This is a genomic window from Pseudomonas sp. NPDC086566 (assembly GCF_050280885.1).
Classification (GTDB): domain Bacteria; phylum Pseudomonadota; class Gammaproteobacteria; order Pseudomonadales; family Pseudomonadaceae; genus Aquipseudomonas; species Aquipseudomonas vlassakiae.
Genome location: NZ_JBNNWD010000005.1, coordinates 314,023 through 329,351 on the forward strand (window position 1 = coordinate 314,023; position 15,329 = coordinate 329,351).

At 64.0% G+C, this 15,329-nt stretch carries 14 protein-coding genes and 1 pseudogene; 6 read left to right on the top strand and 9 right to left on the bottom strand.

Annotation, left to right across the window (positions count from 1 at the left end; translation table 11 throughout):
- Window positions 1-118 precede the first annotated feature (118 nt).
- Complete coding sequence (locus ACQKPS_RS13875) at window positions 119-1,309, top strand: benzoate/H(+) symporter BenE family transporter (RefSeq protein WP_254480970.1); 1,191 nt, start codon at window positions 119-121, stop codon at window positions 1,307-1,309.
- Window positions 1,310-1,415: 106 nt separating this feature from the next.
- Here ACQKPS_RS13875 and ACQKPS_RS13880 read toward each other — a convergent pair whose 3' ends face one another.
- From ACQKPS_RS13880 to ACQKPS_RS13890, 3 genes and pseudogenes are all read right to left on the bottom strand, one after another.
- Window positions 1,416-2,297, bottom strand: a complete 882-nt coding sequence (locus ACQKPS_RS13880; protein ID WP_409519864.1) for a methyl-accepting chemotaxis protein — start codon at window positions 2,295-2,297, stop codon at window positions 1,416-1,418.
- Window positions 2,277-3,353, bottom strand: a pseudogene (locus ACQKPS_RS13885) (HAMP domain-containing protein); the annotation flags it as partial. The gene ACQKPS_RS13880 and the pseudogene ACQKPS_RS13885, both read right to left, overlap by 21 nt.
- 117 nt (window positions 3,354-3,470) lie before the next feature.
- Window positions 3,471-4,868, bottom strand: coding sequence for a PLP-dependent aminotransferase family protein (locus ACQKPS_RS13890; RefSeq protein WP_427604484.1), 1,398 nt, complete (start codon window positions 4,866-4,868; stop codon window positions 3,471-3,473).
- Between the two features lie 164 nt (window positions 4,869-5,032).
- Here ACQKPS_RS13890 and ACQKPS_RS13895 point away from each other — a divergent pair, with 164 nt between their 5' ends.
- Window positions 5,033-6,193 carry an MFS transporter gene (locus ACQKPS_RS13895; RefSeq protein WP_427604485.1) on the top strand — a complete coding sequence of 387 codons (1,161 nt, stop codon included), beginning with the start codon at window positions 5,033-5,035 and terminating at the stop codon, window positions 6,191-6,193.
- A gap of 19 nt (window positions 6,194-6,212) precedes the next feature.
- On the opposite strand, the gene ACQKPS_RS13900 is transcribed toward ACQKPS_RS13895, so the two are convergent.
- On the bottom strand, window positions 6,213-6,974 hold the full coding sequence (locus ACQKPS_RS13900; protein ID WP_254480974.1) for an SDR family oxidoreductase: 762 nt from the start codon (window positions 6,972-6,974) through the stop codon (window positions 6,213-6,215).
- Between the two features lie 173 nt (window positions 6,975-7,147).
- Here ACQKPS_RS13900 and ACQKPS_RS13905 point away from each other — a divergent pair, with 173 nt between their 5' ends.
- From ACQKPS_RS13905 to ACQKPS_RS13915, 3 genes are all read left to right on the top strand, one after another.
- A complete protein-coding gene (locus ACQKPS_RS13905; RefSeq protein ID WP_254480975.1) occupies window positions 7,148-8,149 on the top strand; it encodes an NADP-dependent oxidoreductase in 1,002 nt (333 codons plus the stop codon).
- A 190-nt stretch (window positions 8,150-8,339) separates the two neighbouring features.
- A complete protein-coding gene (kdsA, locus tag ACQKPS_RS13910) occupies window positions 8,340-9,182 on the top strand; it encodes a 3-deoxy-8-phosphooctulonate synthase (RefSeq protein WP_212632639.1) in 843 nt (280 codons plus the stop codon).
- Window positions 9,183-9,340: 158 nt separating this feature from the next.
- Window positions 9,341-9,730 carry a hypothetical protein gene (locus ACQKPS_RS13915; RefSeq protein WP_283724448.1) on the top strand — a complete coding sequence of 130 codons (390 nt, stop codon included), beginning with the start codon at window positions 9,341-9,343 and terminating at the stop codon, window positions 9,728-9,730.
- A 36-nt stretch (window positions 9,731-9,766) separates the two neighbouring features.
- Here ACQKPS_RS13915 and pyrF read toward each other — a convergent pair whose 3' ends face one another.
- A complete protein-coding gene (gene pyrF, locus ACQKPS_RS13920; RefSeq protein ID WP_313201749.1) occupies window positions 9,767-10,468 on the bottom strand; it encodes an orotidine-5'-phosphate decarboxylase in 702 nt (233 codons plus the stop codon).
- Window positions 10,469-10,653: 185 nt separating this feature from the next.
- Here pyrF and ACQKPS_RS13925 point away from each other — a divergent pair, with 185 nt between their 5' ends.
- Complete coding sequence (locus tag ACQKPS_RS13925; RefSeq protein ID WP_254480977.1) at window positions 10,654-10,821, top strand: DUF2897 family protein; 168 nt, start codon at window positions 10,654-10,656, stop codon at window positions 10,819-10,821.
- A gap of 73 nt (window positions 10,822-10,894) precedes the next feature.
- Here ACQKPS_RS13925 and ACQKPS_RS13930 read toward each other — a convergent pair whose 3' ends face one another.
- From ACQKPS_RS13930 to ACQKPS_RS13945, 4 genes are all read right to left on the bottom strand, one after another.
- A complete protein-coding gene (locus ACQKPS_RS13930) occupies window positions 10,895-11,224 on the bottom strand; it encodes a ComEA family DNA-binding protein (protein ID WP_254480978.1) in 330 nt (109 codons plus the stop codon).
- Between the two features lie 117 nt (window positions 11,225-11,341).
- Window positions 11,342-13,351 carry a polysaccharide biosynthesis protein gene (locus ACQKPS_RS13935; protein WP_254480979.1) on the bottom strand — a complete coding sequence of 670 codons (2,010 nt, stop codon included), beginning with the start codon at window positions 13,349-13,351 and terminating at the stop codon, window positions 11,342-11,344.
- Between the two features lie 41 nt (window positions 13,352-13,392).
- A complete protein-coding gene (locus ACQKPS_RS13940) occupies window positions 13,393-14,397 on the bottom strand; it encodes an MraY family glycosyltransferase (protein WP_254480980.1) in 1,005 nt (334 codons plus the stop codon).
- On the bottom strand, window positions 14,397-15,326 hold the full coding sequence (locus ACQKPS_RS13945) for a UDP-glucose 4-epimerase family protein (protein ID WP_254480981.1): 930 nt from the start codon (window positions 15,324-15,326) through the stop codon (window positions 14,397-14,399). The genes ACQKPS_RS13940 and ACQKPS_RS13945 overlap by 1 nt, the downstream gene beginning before the upstream one ends.
- Window positions 15,327-15,329 lie beyond the last annotated feature (3 nt).

Genomic DNA, 15,329 nt, shown 5'->3' on the forward strand with positions numbered 1-15,329 from the left:
AACTCGCCCAATAGTTGGCGACTGTACGGCTAAAAGCAATGCCTGCTGTATGGCAAGGATCAATTCTGCCCGCGTTAGTCTGAAAAAACTGCTTACACATGGACAAGGACCCAACCCCATGACCGATGCCACCTCCGCACGCCTGCGGCCCCTGGCAGACTCCTCCCCGTCGGCGGTAGTCGCCGGCTTCATTGCCATGCTGACTGGCTACACCAGTTCGCTGGTGCTGATGTTCCAGGCCGGCCAGGCGGCCGGCCTGACCAACGCGCAGATTTCTTCGTGGATCTGGGCGCTGTCGATCGGCATGGCGGTGTGCAGTATCGGCTTGTCGCTGCGCTACCGCACACCGATCACCGTGGCCTGGTCCACCCCCGGTGCGGCGCTGCTGATCACCAGCCTGGGCGGGGTCAGCTACGGCGAGGCCATCGGTGCCTACATCACCTGTGCGGTGCTGGTGGTGATCTGCGGCCTGACCGGCAGCTTCGAGCGCCTGGTCAAGCGCATCCCGGCGTCGCTGGCCTCGGCCTTGCTGGCCGGCATCCTGTTCAAGATCGGCAGCGAAATCTTCGTGGCCGCCCAGCACCGCACGCTGCTGGTGCTCGGCATGTTCTTCAGCTACCTGCTGGTAAAGCGCCTGTCGCCACGCTACTGCGTGCTGGCCGCCTTGCTGGTGGGCACCGCATTGTCCGGCGCCCTCGGCCTGCTCGACTTCAGCGGCTTCAAGCTGGAAGTGGCCACCCCGGTGTGGACCACGCCAAGCTTCTCGTTGGCCGCGACCATCAGCATCGGCATTCCGCTGTTCGTGGTGGCGATGACCTCGCAGAACATGCCGGGCGTGGCCGTGCTGCGCGCCGACGGCTACCAGGTGCCCGCCTCGCCGCTGATTTCAACGACAGGTCTGGCTTCGCTGCTGCTGGCGCCCTTCGGCTCGCACGGGGTCAACCTGGCGGCGATCAGTGCGGCGATCTGCACCGGGCCGCATGCCCATGAAGACCCGGCCAAGCGCTATACCGCGGCGGTGTGGTGCGGGATTTTCTATGGCATTGCCGGTACGTTCGGCGCCACCTTGGCGGCCTTGTTCGCGGCGTTGCCTAAGGAGCTGGTGCTGTCGATTGCGGCGCTGGCGCTGTTCGGTTCGATCATGAACGGGCTGACCGTGGCCATGAGCGAGGCACGGGAGCGTGAGGCGGCGCTGGTCACCTTCATGGTGACGGCTTCGGGGTTGACCCTGTTCTCGATTGGTTCGGCGTTCTGGGGGATCGTGGCGGGGGTGTTGACCTTGCTGATCCTCAACCCTCGTAAGGCCTGAGGAATGTCATTGCCTGTACCGGCCTCTTCGCGGGCACGCCCGCTCCCACAGGGATATCACTGAGCTTGTGGGAGCGGGCGTGCCCGCGAAGGGGCCGGTACAGCGATCACAACCTGAAATGGCCGACCATGCCTTTGAGGTCATTGCCTAGCTGGGCCAGCTCGATACTGGACCGGGCATTGTCCTGCATCGCCAGCGCCGCCTGATCGGCACTGCCACGGATCTGCGTCACGCTGCGGCTGATCTCTTCGGCCACCGAGCTCTGCTGCTCGGCCGCCGCCGCAATCTGCTGGTTCATCTGCTGGATCAACGACACCGCCGCCGCAATACTGCCCAGTGCGCTCTCGGTCTGCAGCGCATCGGCCACGGCCAGGCGCACCAGCTCGGTACTGCCGCGGATCTGCGCCACCGACTGCTGGGCATTGCCGCGCAGGCTGGCCACCAGGCGCTCGATTTCCTCGGTCGACTGGCGGGTACGCCTGGCCAGTGCCCGTACTTCGTCAGCCACCACTGCAAAACCACGGCCCTGCTCACCTGCCCGGGCAGCCTCGATGGCCGCGTTGAGCGCCAGCAGGTTGGTCTGTTCGGCCACGCTCTTGATCACCTCCAGCACATCGCCAATGGTATGGATCTCGGCACTCAGGCTGTCGATGCCAGCGCTGGCGGTGTCCGCTGCCGTGGCCAGTTGCTCGATGCGCTGCATGCTCTCGCGCACCACGCGCTGGCCGGCGTCAACCTTGTCATCGGCGGCCTGCGCCGCCTGTGCGGCCTCTTCGGCATTGCGTGCCACATCGTGCACGGTGGCCGTCATCTGCTGCATGGCCGTAGCCACCTGCTCGGTCTCCTCTTTCTGGCTGCCGACTTCGCGGTTGGTCTGCTCGGTGACTGCCGACAACGCCTGGGCGCTGCCGGCCAGTTGCTCGATGCCCTGCTGCAGGCCGCTGACCACGCCAGACAGCCCGGCGGCCATCTGTTGCATGGCCTGCATCAGCTGGCCGACTTCATCGCTGCGCGGCGCCTCGCTGTCCAGGCTCAATTCGCCGGCGGCGATGCGCTGGGCACGGCCGATCACGCGCTTGAGCGGGCCAACCACGGCGCGGGTGATCAGCCAGGCGGCGAGCACGCCCACCAGCAACGCCAGCCCAGTGGCCAGGGCGATGGCCAGGCGGTTGCGCGCCAGCTCAGCTTGCATGGCTTGCTGATCGACTGCATAGGCCTGGTCGACCCGGCCCGTGACCTGCTCGGCACGCGCCTGCAGCTGCGCCTTGATGCCTTGCTCCTTGCCCAGCAGGTCGGTGTATTCGTTGAGCTTGTCGGAGAAGCTGGCAATATGCCCGGCCACTTCGCCGAGCACACTCTGGTAACCCGCATCAGCGACGGCCGCCTTGAGCTGCTCGACCAGCTGCGCCGCTTCGACCGTCTGGGCGATGCGGCCTTGCTCCCCCTCCTCGCCCTTGCGGTTCCTGTCCAGACGCACCCGCGCTTCGTCCATGGCCTGCAGCATCAGCCGCGACACCTGCGCCACCTGCCCTGCCTGTTCGAGGAACTCGCCACCTTGCTGGCCCTGGGACTGCTTGAGGGTGTAGGTGCCATCGTCGGCCAGGCCGGCCTGCAGCACATCGAGGTTGTTGGCCACGCTGGACACCGACCAACTGGCCATGTCCAGCGCCAGCTCCTTGGCCTGTACCGCTTCGACGAAGGCTTCGAAGGCCTGGCCGTAAGCGGCCAGGTCAGCCTCGGCCGCCGCCAGTGCTGGCAGGCTGCGGGCGCGCTCGGCAAGGTTTTGAAGGCCGCTGCGCAAGGCCTCGGCCTCCTTGATGTCGGAGCGCAGGGCAAAGGCCTGCTCGTGCTGGCGCAGCCGCAGCAGGTCGGTATTGATCTGGCCCAGCTGGCGCAGGCCGTCGAAGCGCTGGCCAACACTGTGCAGCGCGGCGATGCCGATGGCCGCCACCGCGACGGTCAGCAGCAACACCAAGGCAAACCCCAGGCCCAGTTTACGGGCCATGCCCAGGTTGGCCAGAACACCGTGCCTGCTCGTCGCCATCGCCGATCCCCCTTCACCGTGCAAGGTTTTGCCGAGGGCCAAGCGTGGCAACGTTATTGCCCTGCTCACAAGGGGTTGGCGGAAAAATGGTGTCAAATGGCTATGAGCGTGTCGCGATCAGTTAGCTGAAGGTCGCCCTGCGTGCTGAAGGAAGCCCTGGGCGCGGGTGTCCTGCCCGTAGGCGACATTGATACGCAGCCAGTCGCTGCCAGCGCCCTGGTAGTCGAAGGCACTGCCCGGGGTCAGCAACACCGCATGCTCCAGCGCCAGGCGTTCAAGGCTGGCGTAGTCACGCCCAGGCACTCGCGCCCAGACGAACATGCCGCCATACGGCTCGCAGAACACTTGCCAGCCGTACTGCTCCAGCTGCCCGAGCAAACTGGCCATGTGCTGGCCCAGCCGCACCCGCAGGCGCTGCACGCTCTTGCGGTAGCTGCCGTTGGCCAGCATCTGCCCGACCACCTGCTCGGCAAAGCGCGAGGTGCCAATGCCACTGACCATCTTCAGTTCAGCCAGACGCGCCAGCAGCTGCGCATCGGCCACCAGGTAGCCGACCCGCAGCGAACTGCTCAGGGTCTTGGAAAAGCTGGCCAGGTAGATCACCCGCTGCTCGCTGTCGAGTGTGGCCAGGCGGGTGGCCGGGCCTTCCTGGAAGTCGGCGTAGATATCGTCCTCGATGATGCGCAGGTCGTGCTCGCGGGCCAGCTCAAGCAGGCGATAGGCAACCTTGGGTGTGAGACTGGTGCCGGTGGGGTTCTGGTACAGGCTGTTGATGAACAGGCAGCGTGGGCGGTGCTCGGCCAGCAGGCGTTCGAGCACCGCCAGGTCAGGGCCGGCCGCAGTGCGCGGTACCGGCAGCATGTGCACCTGATGCTGGCGTAACAGGTTGTAAAGGTTGTAGTAGCCAGGGTTTTCCACCAGCACGGTGTCGCCGGGGCGCAACAAGGTACGCACCAGCAGGTCGAGACCATGGCTGGCACCTTGGAGAGTGAGAATACGTTCGGGGCTGGCAGCGATGTCCAGCCGCGCCAGGCGCTTGTGCAGGTGCAGCCGCAGGCTGGCCAAGCCCAGCGGCGGGCAATAGTCGAACAGGTCCTGGGGGTTGCCGCGGCTGACCTGGCGGATCGCCTGGGCCAGTTCGACGTCTGCGCGCCAGCTATTCGGCAGCCAGCCGCAGCCGAGCTTGAGCAGTTGGTCGTGGCCTTCGCGGAACTGGCGCCAGCTGCCATCGCCTGCTTCGCCCCAGACCGGCGGATTGTCGCTTTCCAGGGTGTCTTTGCGCTCGGCAACGAAAAAGCCGGTACCGTGGCGCGCCTCCAGCCAGCCGCTGGCAACCAGGCGGTCGTAGGCTTCGATCACGCAGGAGGCACTGACCGACTGGTTGCGGGCCAGAGTACGGATCGACGGCAGGCGGGCACCGGGGCGCAGGCGCTGCTGTTCGATCCAGGCTTGCAGGTGGTCGGTGAGTTGCTGCACCAGGGGGGTGGGGCTTTGGCGGTCGAGGGTGAAATGCATGGTGGCGGGTGTTTGCTTATTTTGAGCGAACAGTTAAGCACAAATGGGACTTGGGTGTGCCTTGTTGGGTGTTTGGTCTGAGGGCAATGTCTCCTGCACCGGCCCTTTCGCGGGTAAACCCGCGAAAGGGCCGGTGCAGCCAATCAAGAACCTGGACGGTACCCATGCCCTCGCGCCACTCCCCCGCCCTGCTGGCCTTCGCCCTGTGCCTGATCACCCTGGCAGTCAACCTGCAGGCTCCGCTCTACATCACCTACGCCGACCTCTCGGGCCAAGGCGCCGCTGCCACCGCAGTGGCCTTTTCCGGTTATGTGCTGGGCGTGCTGCCGGTGCTGCTGGCCCTGGGTGGACTGGCTGACCGGGTCGGCCGACGGCCACTGATCCTCACCGCGCTCGCGCTGTCGATGGTTGCCACCCTGCTCATGCTGTTTGCTGCAAGCCTGCAGACCCTCGGCGTGGCACGCTTTTTCCTGGGCCTGGGCACCGGCCTGGCCTCGGCGACGGCAACCGCCTACATGACAGAACTGATGGGCGCCGACAGCAGTGGGCGTGCTGCCAACTGGGTCACCGCCAGCACCTCGCTGGGCTTTGGCCTGGGCGCAGCGCTGACCAGCCTGTTCCTGCTGCGGGGCCCGAGCCTGACGCCCGGCAGCTTCCACCTGCAATTGCTGCTGGGCGCAGTTGCAGTGCTGCTGGTCTGGCGCTTGCCCGACCCGCGGCCGGCACAGCGCAGTGCCATGCTGCGCCTGCCCTGCTATCCCCAAGGCAGCGTGGTGTATGGGCTGGCCATTCTGCTGGCCTGGGCCTGCGTCGGGCTGGTGATCGCCCTGCTGCCCGGGATCCTGCGCCAGCACAGCTTGAGCGCCTGGTCGGGGTTCTCGACTTTCTGCGTGATCAGTTGCGGCCTGCTGTTCCAGCCCCTGGCTAGGCGTATGTCGAGCCAGGCAGCCACCTTGCTCGGCCTGGCCATCCTGCCATGCAGCTATGCCTTGCTGGCCTGGGGCGCCGACAGCGGCCGCTTGTGGGCGGTACTGGCCGGCGCGGTGGCGGCCAGCAGCGCCTGCTATGGGTTCATCTACCTCGGCGGGCTGTCGGCGGTGAACGAACTGGCCGGGACCGAGAAGACACGCGCCAGCGCCGGGTTCTTTCTGCTGGCCTACCTGGGTTTCAGCCTGCCGGTGATTCTCACCGGCGTGCTTAGCGACCGCCTGGGGTCAGGGATGGCCTTGCTGGGGTTTGGCGGGGTGTTGCTGCTCGGGTGCATGGCCGCTGCCGGGGCGCTGCGAGGCACGCGGCACTCTGTGCGCCCCGCCAGCAGCCTTTGAGCCCCGGCCCGCCCGTTGCTCAGATGGCGGTGGCGCCACCGTCCACCGTCAGGCTATGCCCGGTGGTAAACGCCGCCCCGTCACTGCACAGATACAGCACTGCACTGGCAATTTCCTCGACCTTGCCGATCCGCCCCACCGGGTGCATCGCGGCGGCAAATTCGGCCTTGCGCGGGTCGGCCTCGTAGGCGCGGCGGAACATGTCGGTGTCGATCACCGCCGGGCACACAGCATTCACCCGGATACCCTTCTTGGCATATTCGATGGCCGCCGACTTGGTCAGGCCGATCACTGCGTGCTTGGAGGCGGCGTAGATACTCATCTTTGGCGCCGCGCCCAGGCCCGCCACCGAGGCGGTGTTGACAATCGCCCCGCCGCCCTGGGCCAGCAGCAGCGGGAGCTGGTACTTCATGCACAGCCACACGCCCTTGACGTTTACGCCCATGATCGCGTCGAACTCGGCCTCGCTGCCCTCGGCCAGGCGCCCCTGTTCGATTTCGATGCCGGCATTGTTGTAGGCATAATCGAGCCGGCCATAGGTTTCGATGGCCCGCTCATGCAACTGGCGCACCTGGGCGTCCTGGGTCACATCACAGGCCACGAACAGCGCTTCGCCACCCGCCTGGCGAATCAAGGCCACCGTGGCCTCGCCACCGACCGGGTCGAGGTCGGCCACCACCACCTTCAGGCCTTCGCGGGCAAAGGCCTGCGCTGTCGCCCGGCCGATGCCCGCCGCGCCACCGGTGACCAGGGCTACCTGGCCGGAAAAGGTCATGCTCATTGTCTGCTCCTGAGGGGAATGGATGGGCTCAGAGTCTAGTCAGCCCACCGCCCGGCTGGGCAGCATCATCAGGGCAACGGTTGGGCTACCATGCTTACCAGTGATTTTGCGGACCAACCTGCATCAGCGGGTTAAATTGACCGCTGTGCCTCATTGCCCATAAGGAACCTGCCATGACCCAGACCAACCGCCGCTTCCTGCTTGCCAGACGCCCGGTCGGCGCCGTGCGCCGTGACGACTTCACTTTCGAGAGCGTGCCTGCCGAAGCCCCCGCCGCCGGGCAAATCCAGGTGCGCAACCTGTACCTGTCACTTGACCCGGCCATGCGCGGCTGGATGAACGAAGGCAAGTCATACATCCCGCCCGTGGCCCTTGGCCAAGTGATGCGCGCCCTGGGCGTCGGTGAAGTGGTCGCCTCCAACCACCCGGACTACAAGCCCGGCGACCATGTCAGCGGCGCCCTCGGCGTGCAGGACTACTTCACCGGCGAACCCCAGGGCCTGCACAAGATCGACCCCAGCCTCGCCCCACTGCCCCGCTACCTCTCGGCCCTGGGCATGACTGGCATGACCGCCTACTTCGCCCTGCTCGAGGTCGGCCAGCCGAAGGCCGGCGACACCGTGGTCATCTCCGGTGCGGCCGGCGCGGTGGGCAGCATCGTCGGCCAGATCGCCAAGCTCAAGGGCTGCCATGTGGTCGGCATTGCCGGTGGCGCGCAGAAGTGCCAGTACCTCAAAGACGAACTGGGCTTCGACGGCGTGATCGACTACAAGGCCGAAGACCTGCTGGCCGGCCTGAAGCGCGAATGCCCCAAAGGCGTGGATGTGTACTTCGACAACGTTGGCGGTGAAATCCTCGATGCCGTGCTCACCCGTATCAACTTCAAGGCGCGCATCGTCATCTGCGGCGCCATCAGCCAGTACAACAACAAGGAAGCCGTCAAAGGCCCTGCCAACTACCTGGCGCTGCTGGTGAACCGTGCGCGCATGGAAGGTTTCGTGGTGATGGACCACGCCAAAGACTATGGCAAGGCGGCCCAGGAGATTGCCGGCTGGCTGGCGACAGGCAAGGTCAAGAGCAAGGAGGATGTGGTCGAGGGGCTGGAGACCTTCCCCGAGACATTGCTCAAGCTGTTCAGCGGTGAGAATTTCGGCAAGTTGGTGTTGAAGGTTTGAGATTGAGGTAAGCCTGTGCCGGCCCTTTCGCGGGGCAAGCCCGCTCCCACAGGTACCCCACCAGCTTCGAATCCTGTAGCGGGCCTGTGGGAGCGGGCTTGCCCCGCGAAAGGGCCGGCGCAGGCAACGCAGATCTTGTAAGATTGCCCCTCGCCACTGAAACCAGTGACAAGGATTTGCAGAGATGACCATGATCAAGATCACCCCCACCATCGAGTGCTCCAACACCGCCCCATTCGTCCTCTTCGGCGGCATCAACGTGCTCGAGTCCGAGGACCTGGCTTTGACCGCTTGCGCCGAGTACGTCCGGGTTACCGAGAAACTGGGCATCCCTTACGTGTTCAAGGCCAGCTTCGACAAAGCCAACCGCTCCTCGATCCACTCCTACCGTGGCCCAGGCATGGAAGAAGGCCTGCGTATCTTCGAGAAGGTCAAAGCCGAGTTCGGCGTGCCGATCATCACCGACGTGCATGAAATCTACCAGTGCGCGCCAGTGGCCGAAGTGGTCGATGTGCTGCAGTTGCCAGCTTTCCTCGCCCGCCAGACCGACCTGGTAGTGGCTCTGGCCAAGACCGGCAAGCCGGTCAACATCAAGAAGCCGCAATTCCTCAGCCCTTCGCAGATGCAGAATATCGTGCACAAGTTCAAGGAAGCCGGTAACGACCAGCTGATCCTGTGCGACCGCGGTACCTGCATGGGCTACGACAACCTGGTCGTGGACATGCTCGGTTTTGGCGTGATGAAGCGTACCTGTGACGACTTGCCGATCATCTTCGACGTGACCCACGCCCTGCAGAACCGCGACCCGTCCGGCGCTGCTTCCGGTGGCCGCCGCGAGCAGGTGGTGGACCTGGCCCGTGCTGGCATGGCGGTTGGCCTGGCCGGGCTGTTCCTGGAAGCCCATCCGAACCCGGACCAGGCCAAGTGCGATGGGCCGAGTGCACTGCCGCTGGACAAGCTGGAGCCGTTCCTGGCACAGATCAAGGCGCTGGACGATCTGGTCAAAGGCTTCCAGCCGCTGGTTATTGCCTGATTCGCGTGCAATGAAAAAGGGCCGGTATGCGCGCGCATACCGGCCCTTTTTCATTGTTTCCCGCGGCTAAAGGCGTAGCCCCTGCCCTGCAACGCTGCAAACTGGCGCTCGTGCTCAAACTCAGGTATTGATGTGCGCGCGTTCATGAGGAGATCGTTGTGGAGTGGTACGAATCGTTGTTTCTGCAGGCCTGTGCCCAAGTCATGACCCAGGCCAAAATAGCCCAGCACCGCGCCCCGCAAGGTGCGCTGAACCTGAATGTCAGCAGCATCCATGAGCTGGTGGAGGCTTACCAGCGTGGTGTGGCCCTGGCGTTCAACCCCAAAGAGCTGCAACAGCACTTCGCCGAAGGCGCGGATTGCGCACTGCTGGTGCTGACAAGCGAACATCAGTTCGCCAGCACGTTGCAAGACATCAAGCGCCAGCACGATGTCGTACTGAGTGCCACGCTCGGCACCAACGTCCGCTCCAGCGATTTTGCGACCTACCATGTCGACGTCGCGCTTATACGCGCGACAAAAGCCGGCGCCATGGACATTGCCCACTAAGCAAAAGGGCTGCCCGAGAGCAGCCCTTCAACCCGATCAGCCGCGAATTTCTGCCACGACTGCCGCCAGCGCCTGGGCCGGGTCTGCCGCCTGGCTGATCGGACGGCCGATCACGAGGTAGTCGGAACCTGCATCCAGCGCCTGACGCGGGGTGAGGATACGGCGTTGGTCATCCTGTGCACTGCCTGCAGGGCGAATGCCCGGGGTCACCAGCTGCAGCGCCGGGTGCGCAGCCTTCAGCGCCGGGGCTTCCAGGGCCGAGCACACCAGGCCGTCCATGCCCGCCTTTTCGGCCAGGGCTGCCAGGCGCAGTACCTGTTCTTGCGGATCCACGTCCAGGCCGATACCAGCCAGGTCCTCACGCTCCATGCTGGTCAGCACCGTCACGCCGATCAGCAACGGCTGCGCGCCGCTGCGCTTGGCCAGCTCTTCGCGACAGGCGGCCATCATGCGCAGGCCCCCGGAGCAATGCACGTTGACCATCCACACGCCCATCTCGGCGGCGGCCTTGACCGCCATGGCCGTGGTGTTGGGGATGTCGTGGAACTTGAGGTCGAGGAACACCTCGAAGCCCTTGGCGCACAGGGTTTCGACAATGCCCGAAGCACTGCTGGTGAACAGCTCCTTGCCAACTTTCACCCGGCACAGGGCGGGGTCGAGCTGGTCAGCCAGCTTCAGGGCGGCGTCACGGGTAGGGAAATCCAGGGCGACGATCAGGGGCGTCTGGCAGGCGGACATGGTCGGGGTTCTCTTGGCAAGTCGTAAACGGCGCGCATTGTAAACGAAGTGGCACAGGCTTTGGGGGCCGCGGGTCAACGGAATTGGCCGGGCAAGGCACGGTGCCTATAATTGAACCAACGGAACCGGCTATTGCTCAATATTTGTACAAGCACCGCCCCATCATGCTGACAGGAGAACACACGATGCCTTGGTATGCCTGGCTGATACTCATCATAGCCCTCGGCTCGATCGTCGGCGGCCTGATGATGCTACGCGACACGGCCAAAAAGCTGCCCCTGACCGAGGAGCAACTGCGCAAGGTGCATGAACGCAATGCAGAGGCCGATGCCAAGGATGCCCAGAACCGGTAGACAGGGTAACTGTTGCCCATGCATACAGTAAGAGCGGCCTTGTATCGCACAAAGACCGCTCTGCAATCGTGTGTTATTCCACGCTTAGTTTGTCTCGGTTACGCTCAAGCAGCGCGTTACCGATACCTTTGATCTCCAGCAGCTCATCCACTGACGCAAATGCCCCGTTGGCCTCGCGATAGGCCACAATCGCTTCGGCTTTCGCCTTGCCTATGCCGTTGAGCTCTCTTTGCAAGGTTGCAGCGTCGGCCTGGTTGAGATTCAGCAGTGCTGACCCGGTGATCTTCTGGCTCACCATCGGCACCGGCTGGGTAACGGGTGTATCCGTCGGCGCGGCGGTGACCGAAAATGCGAGGCCGGCGAACAGTGGCAGCAACAGGTAGGAAAGAACGGTATTACGCATACAGACACTCCTTCGGATGGTTTGACGAGGCAGCGGTTCCTTGGCTGCCTGCTCAAAGTAACGATCCGAAAGGGGCCTGCGAAGCGGTTGAATCCCGGTTTGCTGTAGGAATCAGGGTTACCTGTCCTTGTTCTGCTGCTGATACAGCCAGTCAACGATCTCGCCTTCTGGCGAGTAACCACTGACCAGCTCGCGCAACAGATGCCGGATCCGGCTGAAGTCATCGTCTGCCACCGCCTTGAGCAACACCGCCAGGCGCTCACGCAGCACCTCCCAGGGCAGGAAGTCTTCGTTGGCGGTCATGATCATGGGGTGCGCCGTCGGCGAAACATCATCCCCGATCAGCAGCTCCTCATACAGCTTCTCGCCGGGCCGCAAGCCGGAAAACTCGATGGCAATATCGCCATTGGGGTTGCCAGGGCTGCGCACGCTCAGGCCCGAGAGGTGGATCATCTTCTCGGCCAGCTCGACAATTTTCACCGGCTCGCCCATGTCCAGCACGAACACATCCCCCCCCTGGCCCATGGCCCCGGCCTGCACCACCAACTGCGCGGCTTCGGGAATGGTCATGAAGTAACGGGTGATCTTGGGGTGCGTGACAGTGAGCGGCCCACCGGCCTTGATCTGCTGATGGAACAGCGGGATCACCGAACCCGAGGAACCCAGCACGTTACCGAAACGTACCATCGTGAAGCGGGTCTTGTTGACCCGTGAAATCTTGCTGCTGTCGCCATACATCACCGGCGCAGCTTCGCGGCTGAGCGCCTGCAGGATGAGTTCGGAAAGGCGCTTGGTGCTGCCCATGACGTTGGTCGGGCGCACAGCCTTGTCGGTGGAAATCAGCACGAAGTTGGCAACGCCTGACTGCAACGCCGCCTGGGCGGTGCACAAGGTGCCGTAGACGTTGTTGAGGACGCCCTCGGCCATGTTGTGCTCGACCATCGGCACATGCTTGTAGGCAGCCGCGTGGTAGACCGTGTCGACCTTCCAGGTACTCATGATGTCGACCAGGTGCTGCTGGTTGCGCGCCGAGCCGAGGATCGGCAACAGGCGCACCGACAGCGATTCACGGGAGATGCGCTGCTCCAGCTCACTGAGAATGCTGTAGAGGTTGAACTCGCTGTGATCGAACAGCAGCAACGTCTTGGGCTTGAGACCGATGATCTGCCGGCACAGCTCCGAGCCGATCGAGCCTCCGGCCCCGGTCACCAGCACCGTCTGACCCTTGATGCAGCGGTCAAGCAGTTCGTCCTGCGCCGGCACCGGGTCGCGCCCCAGCAAGTCGGCAATGTCGACGTCCTGAATGTCATCGACCTTGACCCGGCCGCTGGCCAGGTCGGCAAAAGCCGGCACGCTGCGAACGTGAAGCGGGAAAGGCTCGAGGAAGGCCAGGATTTCCTTGCGCCGGGCGCGGGAGGCACGGGGCAAGGCCAGGAGGATCTCCTGGGCGCCGCACTCCTTGATCATCTGCTGCAGGTGCTTGGGCTTGTACACCTGCAGGCCGGAGATGACCCGGTTGGCAAGATCACTGTCATCGTCGATGAACGCCACAGGGCGCATCGCTCGGCCCATGCGCAATGCCGCCAGCAATTGGTTACCGGCGGTACCTGCACCGTAGATGGCGACCTTGACCAGGCCATCGTCGCGGTTGGCAAAGGGGATCTGGTGATTCCCGGTGAACCAGTCACCGAGAAAGAACTGGCGCATGATCAGGCGCAAGCCACCGATGATGACCAGGCTCAGCCACCAGTAGTTGAATATGATTGAACGCGGCACCACCTCCTTGTGGTTGCTGTACCAGTACACCACCACGGCCAGAATCAACGACGACAGGGTGACAGCCTTGATGATGGTGACCAGCGCGTCGTTGCCGAAGTAGCGCATTACCGCGCGGTACATGCCGAAACGGATGAACAACGGCACAGCCACTACCGGTGCGGCAAGGAACAGCCAGGTATGCTCCAGGATCGGGTTGTACATTTCATCGATGCCAAGGCGCACGATGAACGACAGCCACAACGCCAGCCAGATGAGCAGTATGTCGGTGCACACTTGAATCAGGCGCTTCTGCCGCCGTGACCGATTCACCAGGAACTGGCGCAGCCTGTCTTTGTTTGCATCGCTCATCCAGCTCTCCTCAACGTGCCATGCCCGCTTGCTCGAACATGTTATTCCTGCTTCCCGGCATGGTATTTGATCGCCAGCAGTATAAGAGGGAAATAGGCCACTATGGTTCCCGTCGCACCGTCCAGCCCTAGCGCCACCACCGCCAGCGCCACAGGCATCAACCACCCGAGGTTGATGGCCGCTACCGACAGGCTTACCCGCCGGTGGCTGCCATGCTGGCGTGATGCATACTGATAGGCGTGGCTACGATGCGCCTCATAGACGCGCTCGCCGCGCAACAGTCGGCGCACCAGGGTGAAGGTGGCGTCGACCACGAATACACCCAAAAGTATTAACCACCCCCAGAATAGTAGCGGGTTTATCCAGGCTGCCTGCAAAGCCAGCAGACCCAGCACGATTCCCAGGAAGCCACTGCCAGCGTCGCCCATGAAAATACGCGCTGGCGGGAAGTTCCAGAACAGGAAGCCGGCCACCGTGGCAGCCAGCAACAGTGGCAGCCACAGCGCCTGCGGATAGCCGCCGACCAGATACAGCAGGCAAGCGCCGATGCAGACACAGATGGCTTCGATGCTGGCGATGCCGTCGATGCCGTCCATGAAGTTGTACAGGTTGAGCAGCCATACCAGGTACAGCATCCCGAGCATTACACCTAACCAGGCGCTGTCCAGTGACCATCCGAACACCATCAGCGGCGGCATGCCCCCCAGCCAGAACAGCCCCCAGCCTGCAGCCACGAAGTGGCCAAGCAGGCGCCATCGGGCAGCGATATGGCCGTGGTCGTCCATGAAGCCAATCACCGCCACCAAGCCCCCAGCGCCAAACAGGCCGACCAGTAGCGCGGGGGCCACTACGCCAGCCCAGCCCAGGGCAAGCGCGCCCAGCAGGAATGAGACGACGAACGCCAGGCCGCCACCACGCGGCGTCGGAAGAGAATGCGAGCTGCGCGCATTGGGAATATCCAGAAGGCTGCGCGCCAAAGCATAGCGGCGCAGGCCTGCCGTCATCGCCAACGCGGCCGCGCCTGCCAGTAAAATCAGCCAGATCATCAATTTTGAGCGTCCAGGAAAGCGCGAGCGGTCAGGTTGAGCCCTTGCTCCAGGGTGAAGGGCGGGGTCCAGCCAAGCAGTTGATGATTTTTACCAATGTCGACCTGCAACGAGCCTAACAGGCGTTGGGCCAGATCACCTCGCCCCAGCACCCGCGCCGCCATGTGCAGCAATACAGGCGGCACTGGCAGCAACCGCGCCGGGCGGCCCAGCGCCTGGCCGATGGCCCGCAACAACTGGCTCAGGGTGACGTCCTGGCCATCGCTGGCGAGGAACACCTGGTTGGCCGCCTGCGGGTGATCCAGGCAGGTCACCACCAGATCGACAAGGTTCCCGACGAATACCAGGCTGCGGCGGTTTGGCAACGCACCGAGCGGCAGCGGCACACCCCGCTGCACCCAGCGCAGCATGCTGAGGAAGTTGGCCTTCACGCCCGGTCCGTAGACCAGCACCGGCCGTATCACCACCACTTCCATGCCTGTGGCCGCCGCCAGTAGTTGCAAGCCCTGTTCGGCTTCATGCTTGGACACCCCATAGGCGTCTTGTGGCGCCGGCGTATCGTCAGCGCGCAGAGGCTGGCCGGGCTGGCTGAGTTCACCGTTGACCTTGATCGAACTGATGAAAATGAAACGGCGCACCCCTGCAGCGGCGGCTTGCCGGGCGAGAACGAGGGTGCCATCGACGTTGACCCGGCGGAATTCGGCTTGGCTGTCGTTGCCGTTCTCCTGCATGACGTGCACGCGGGCTGCGGCGTGTACGACCGTGTCGACACCCGCAAGCACAGGTGCCCAGTCGGTGGTGGCAGCCAGCTCGGCATCACGACGCGACGGGGCGCGGACATTGAAAGTGCCCAGGGTGCCGAGCTGGCGGCACAGGGCGCCGCCAACGAAACCGCTGGCGCCAGTGACAAGAATCGTTCGTCTACCCATGAA

Bases quoted from the DNA above. Each gene is read 5' to 3' on its own strand.
- ACQKPS_RS13875 (WP_254480970.1), top strand. From the start codon at position 119: ATGACCGATGCCACCTCCGCACGCCTGCGGCCCCTGGCAGACTCCTCC.
- ACQKPS_RS13880 (WP_409519864.1), bottom strand. From the start codon at position 2,297: ATGCAGGCCATGCAACAGATGGCCGCCGGGCTGTCTGGCGTGGTCAGC.
- ACQKPS_RS13890 (WP_427604484.1), bottom strand. From the start codon at position 4,868: ATGCATTTCACCCTCGACCGCCAAAGCCCCACCCCCCTGGTGCAGCAA.
- ACQKPS_RS13895 (WP_427604485.1), top strand. From the start codon at position 5,033: ATGCCCTCGCGCCACTCCCCCGCCCTGCTGGCCTTCGCCCTGTGCCTG.
- ACQKPS_RS13900 (WP_254480974.1), bottom strand. From the start codon at position 6,974: ATGAGCATGACCTTTTCCGGCCAGGTAGCCCTGGTCACCGGTGGCGCG.
- ACQKPS_RS13905 (WP_254480975.1), top strand. From the start codon at position 7,148: ATGACCCAGACCAACCGCCGCTTCCTGCTTGCCAGACGCCCGGTCGGC.
- kdsA (WP_212632639.1), top strand. From the start codon at position 8,340: ATGATCAAGATCACCCCCACCATCGAGTGCTCCAACACCGCCCCATTC.
- pyrF (WP_313201749.1), bottom strand. From the start codon at position 10,468: ATGTCCGCCTGCCAGACGCCCCTGATCGTCGCCCTGGATTTCCCTACC.
- ACQKPS_RS13925 (WP_254480977.1), top strand. From the start codon at position 10,654: ATGCCTTGGTATGCCTGGCTGATACTCATCATAGCCCTCGGCTCGATC.
- ACQKPS_RS13930 (WP_254480978.1), bottom strand. From the start codon at position 11,224: ATGCGTAATACCGTTCTTTCCTACCTGTTGCTGCCACTGTTCGCCGGC.
- ACQKPS_RS13935 (WP_254480979.1), bottom strand. From the start codon at position 13,351: ATGAGCGATGCAAACAAAGACAGGCTGCGCCAGTTCCTGGTGAATCGG.
- ACQKPS_RS13940 (WP_254480980.1), bottom strand. From the start codon at position 14,397: ATGATCTGGCTGATTTTACTGGCAGGCGCGGCCGCGTTGGCGATGACG.
- ACQKPS_RS13945 (WP_254480981.1), bottom strand. From the start codon at position 15,326: ATGGGTAGACGAACGATTCTTGTCACTGGCGCCAGCGGTTTCGTTGGC.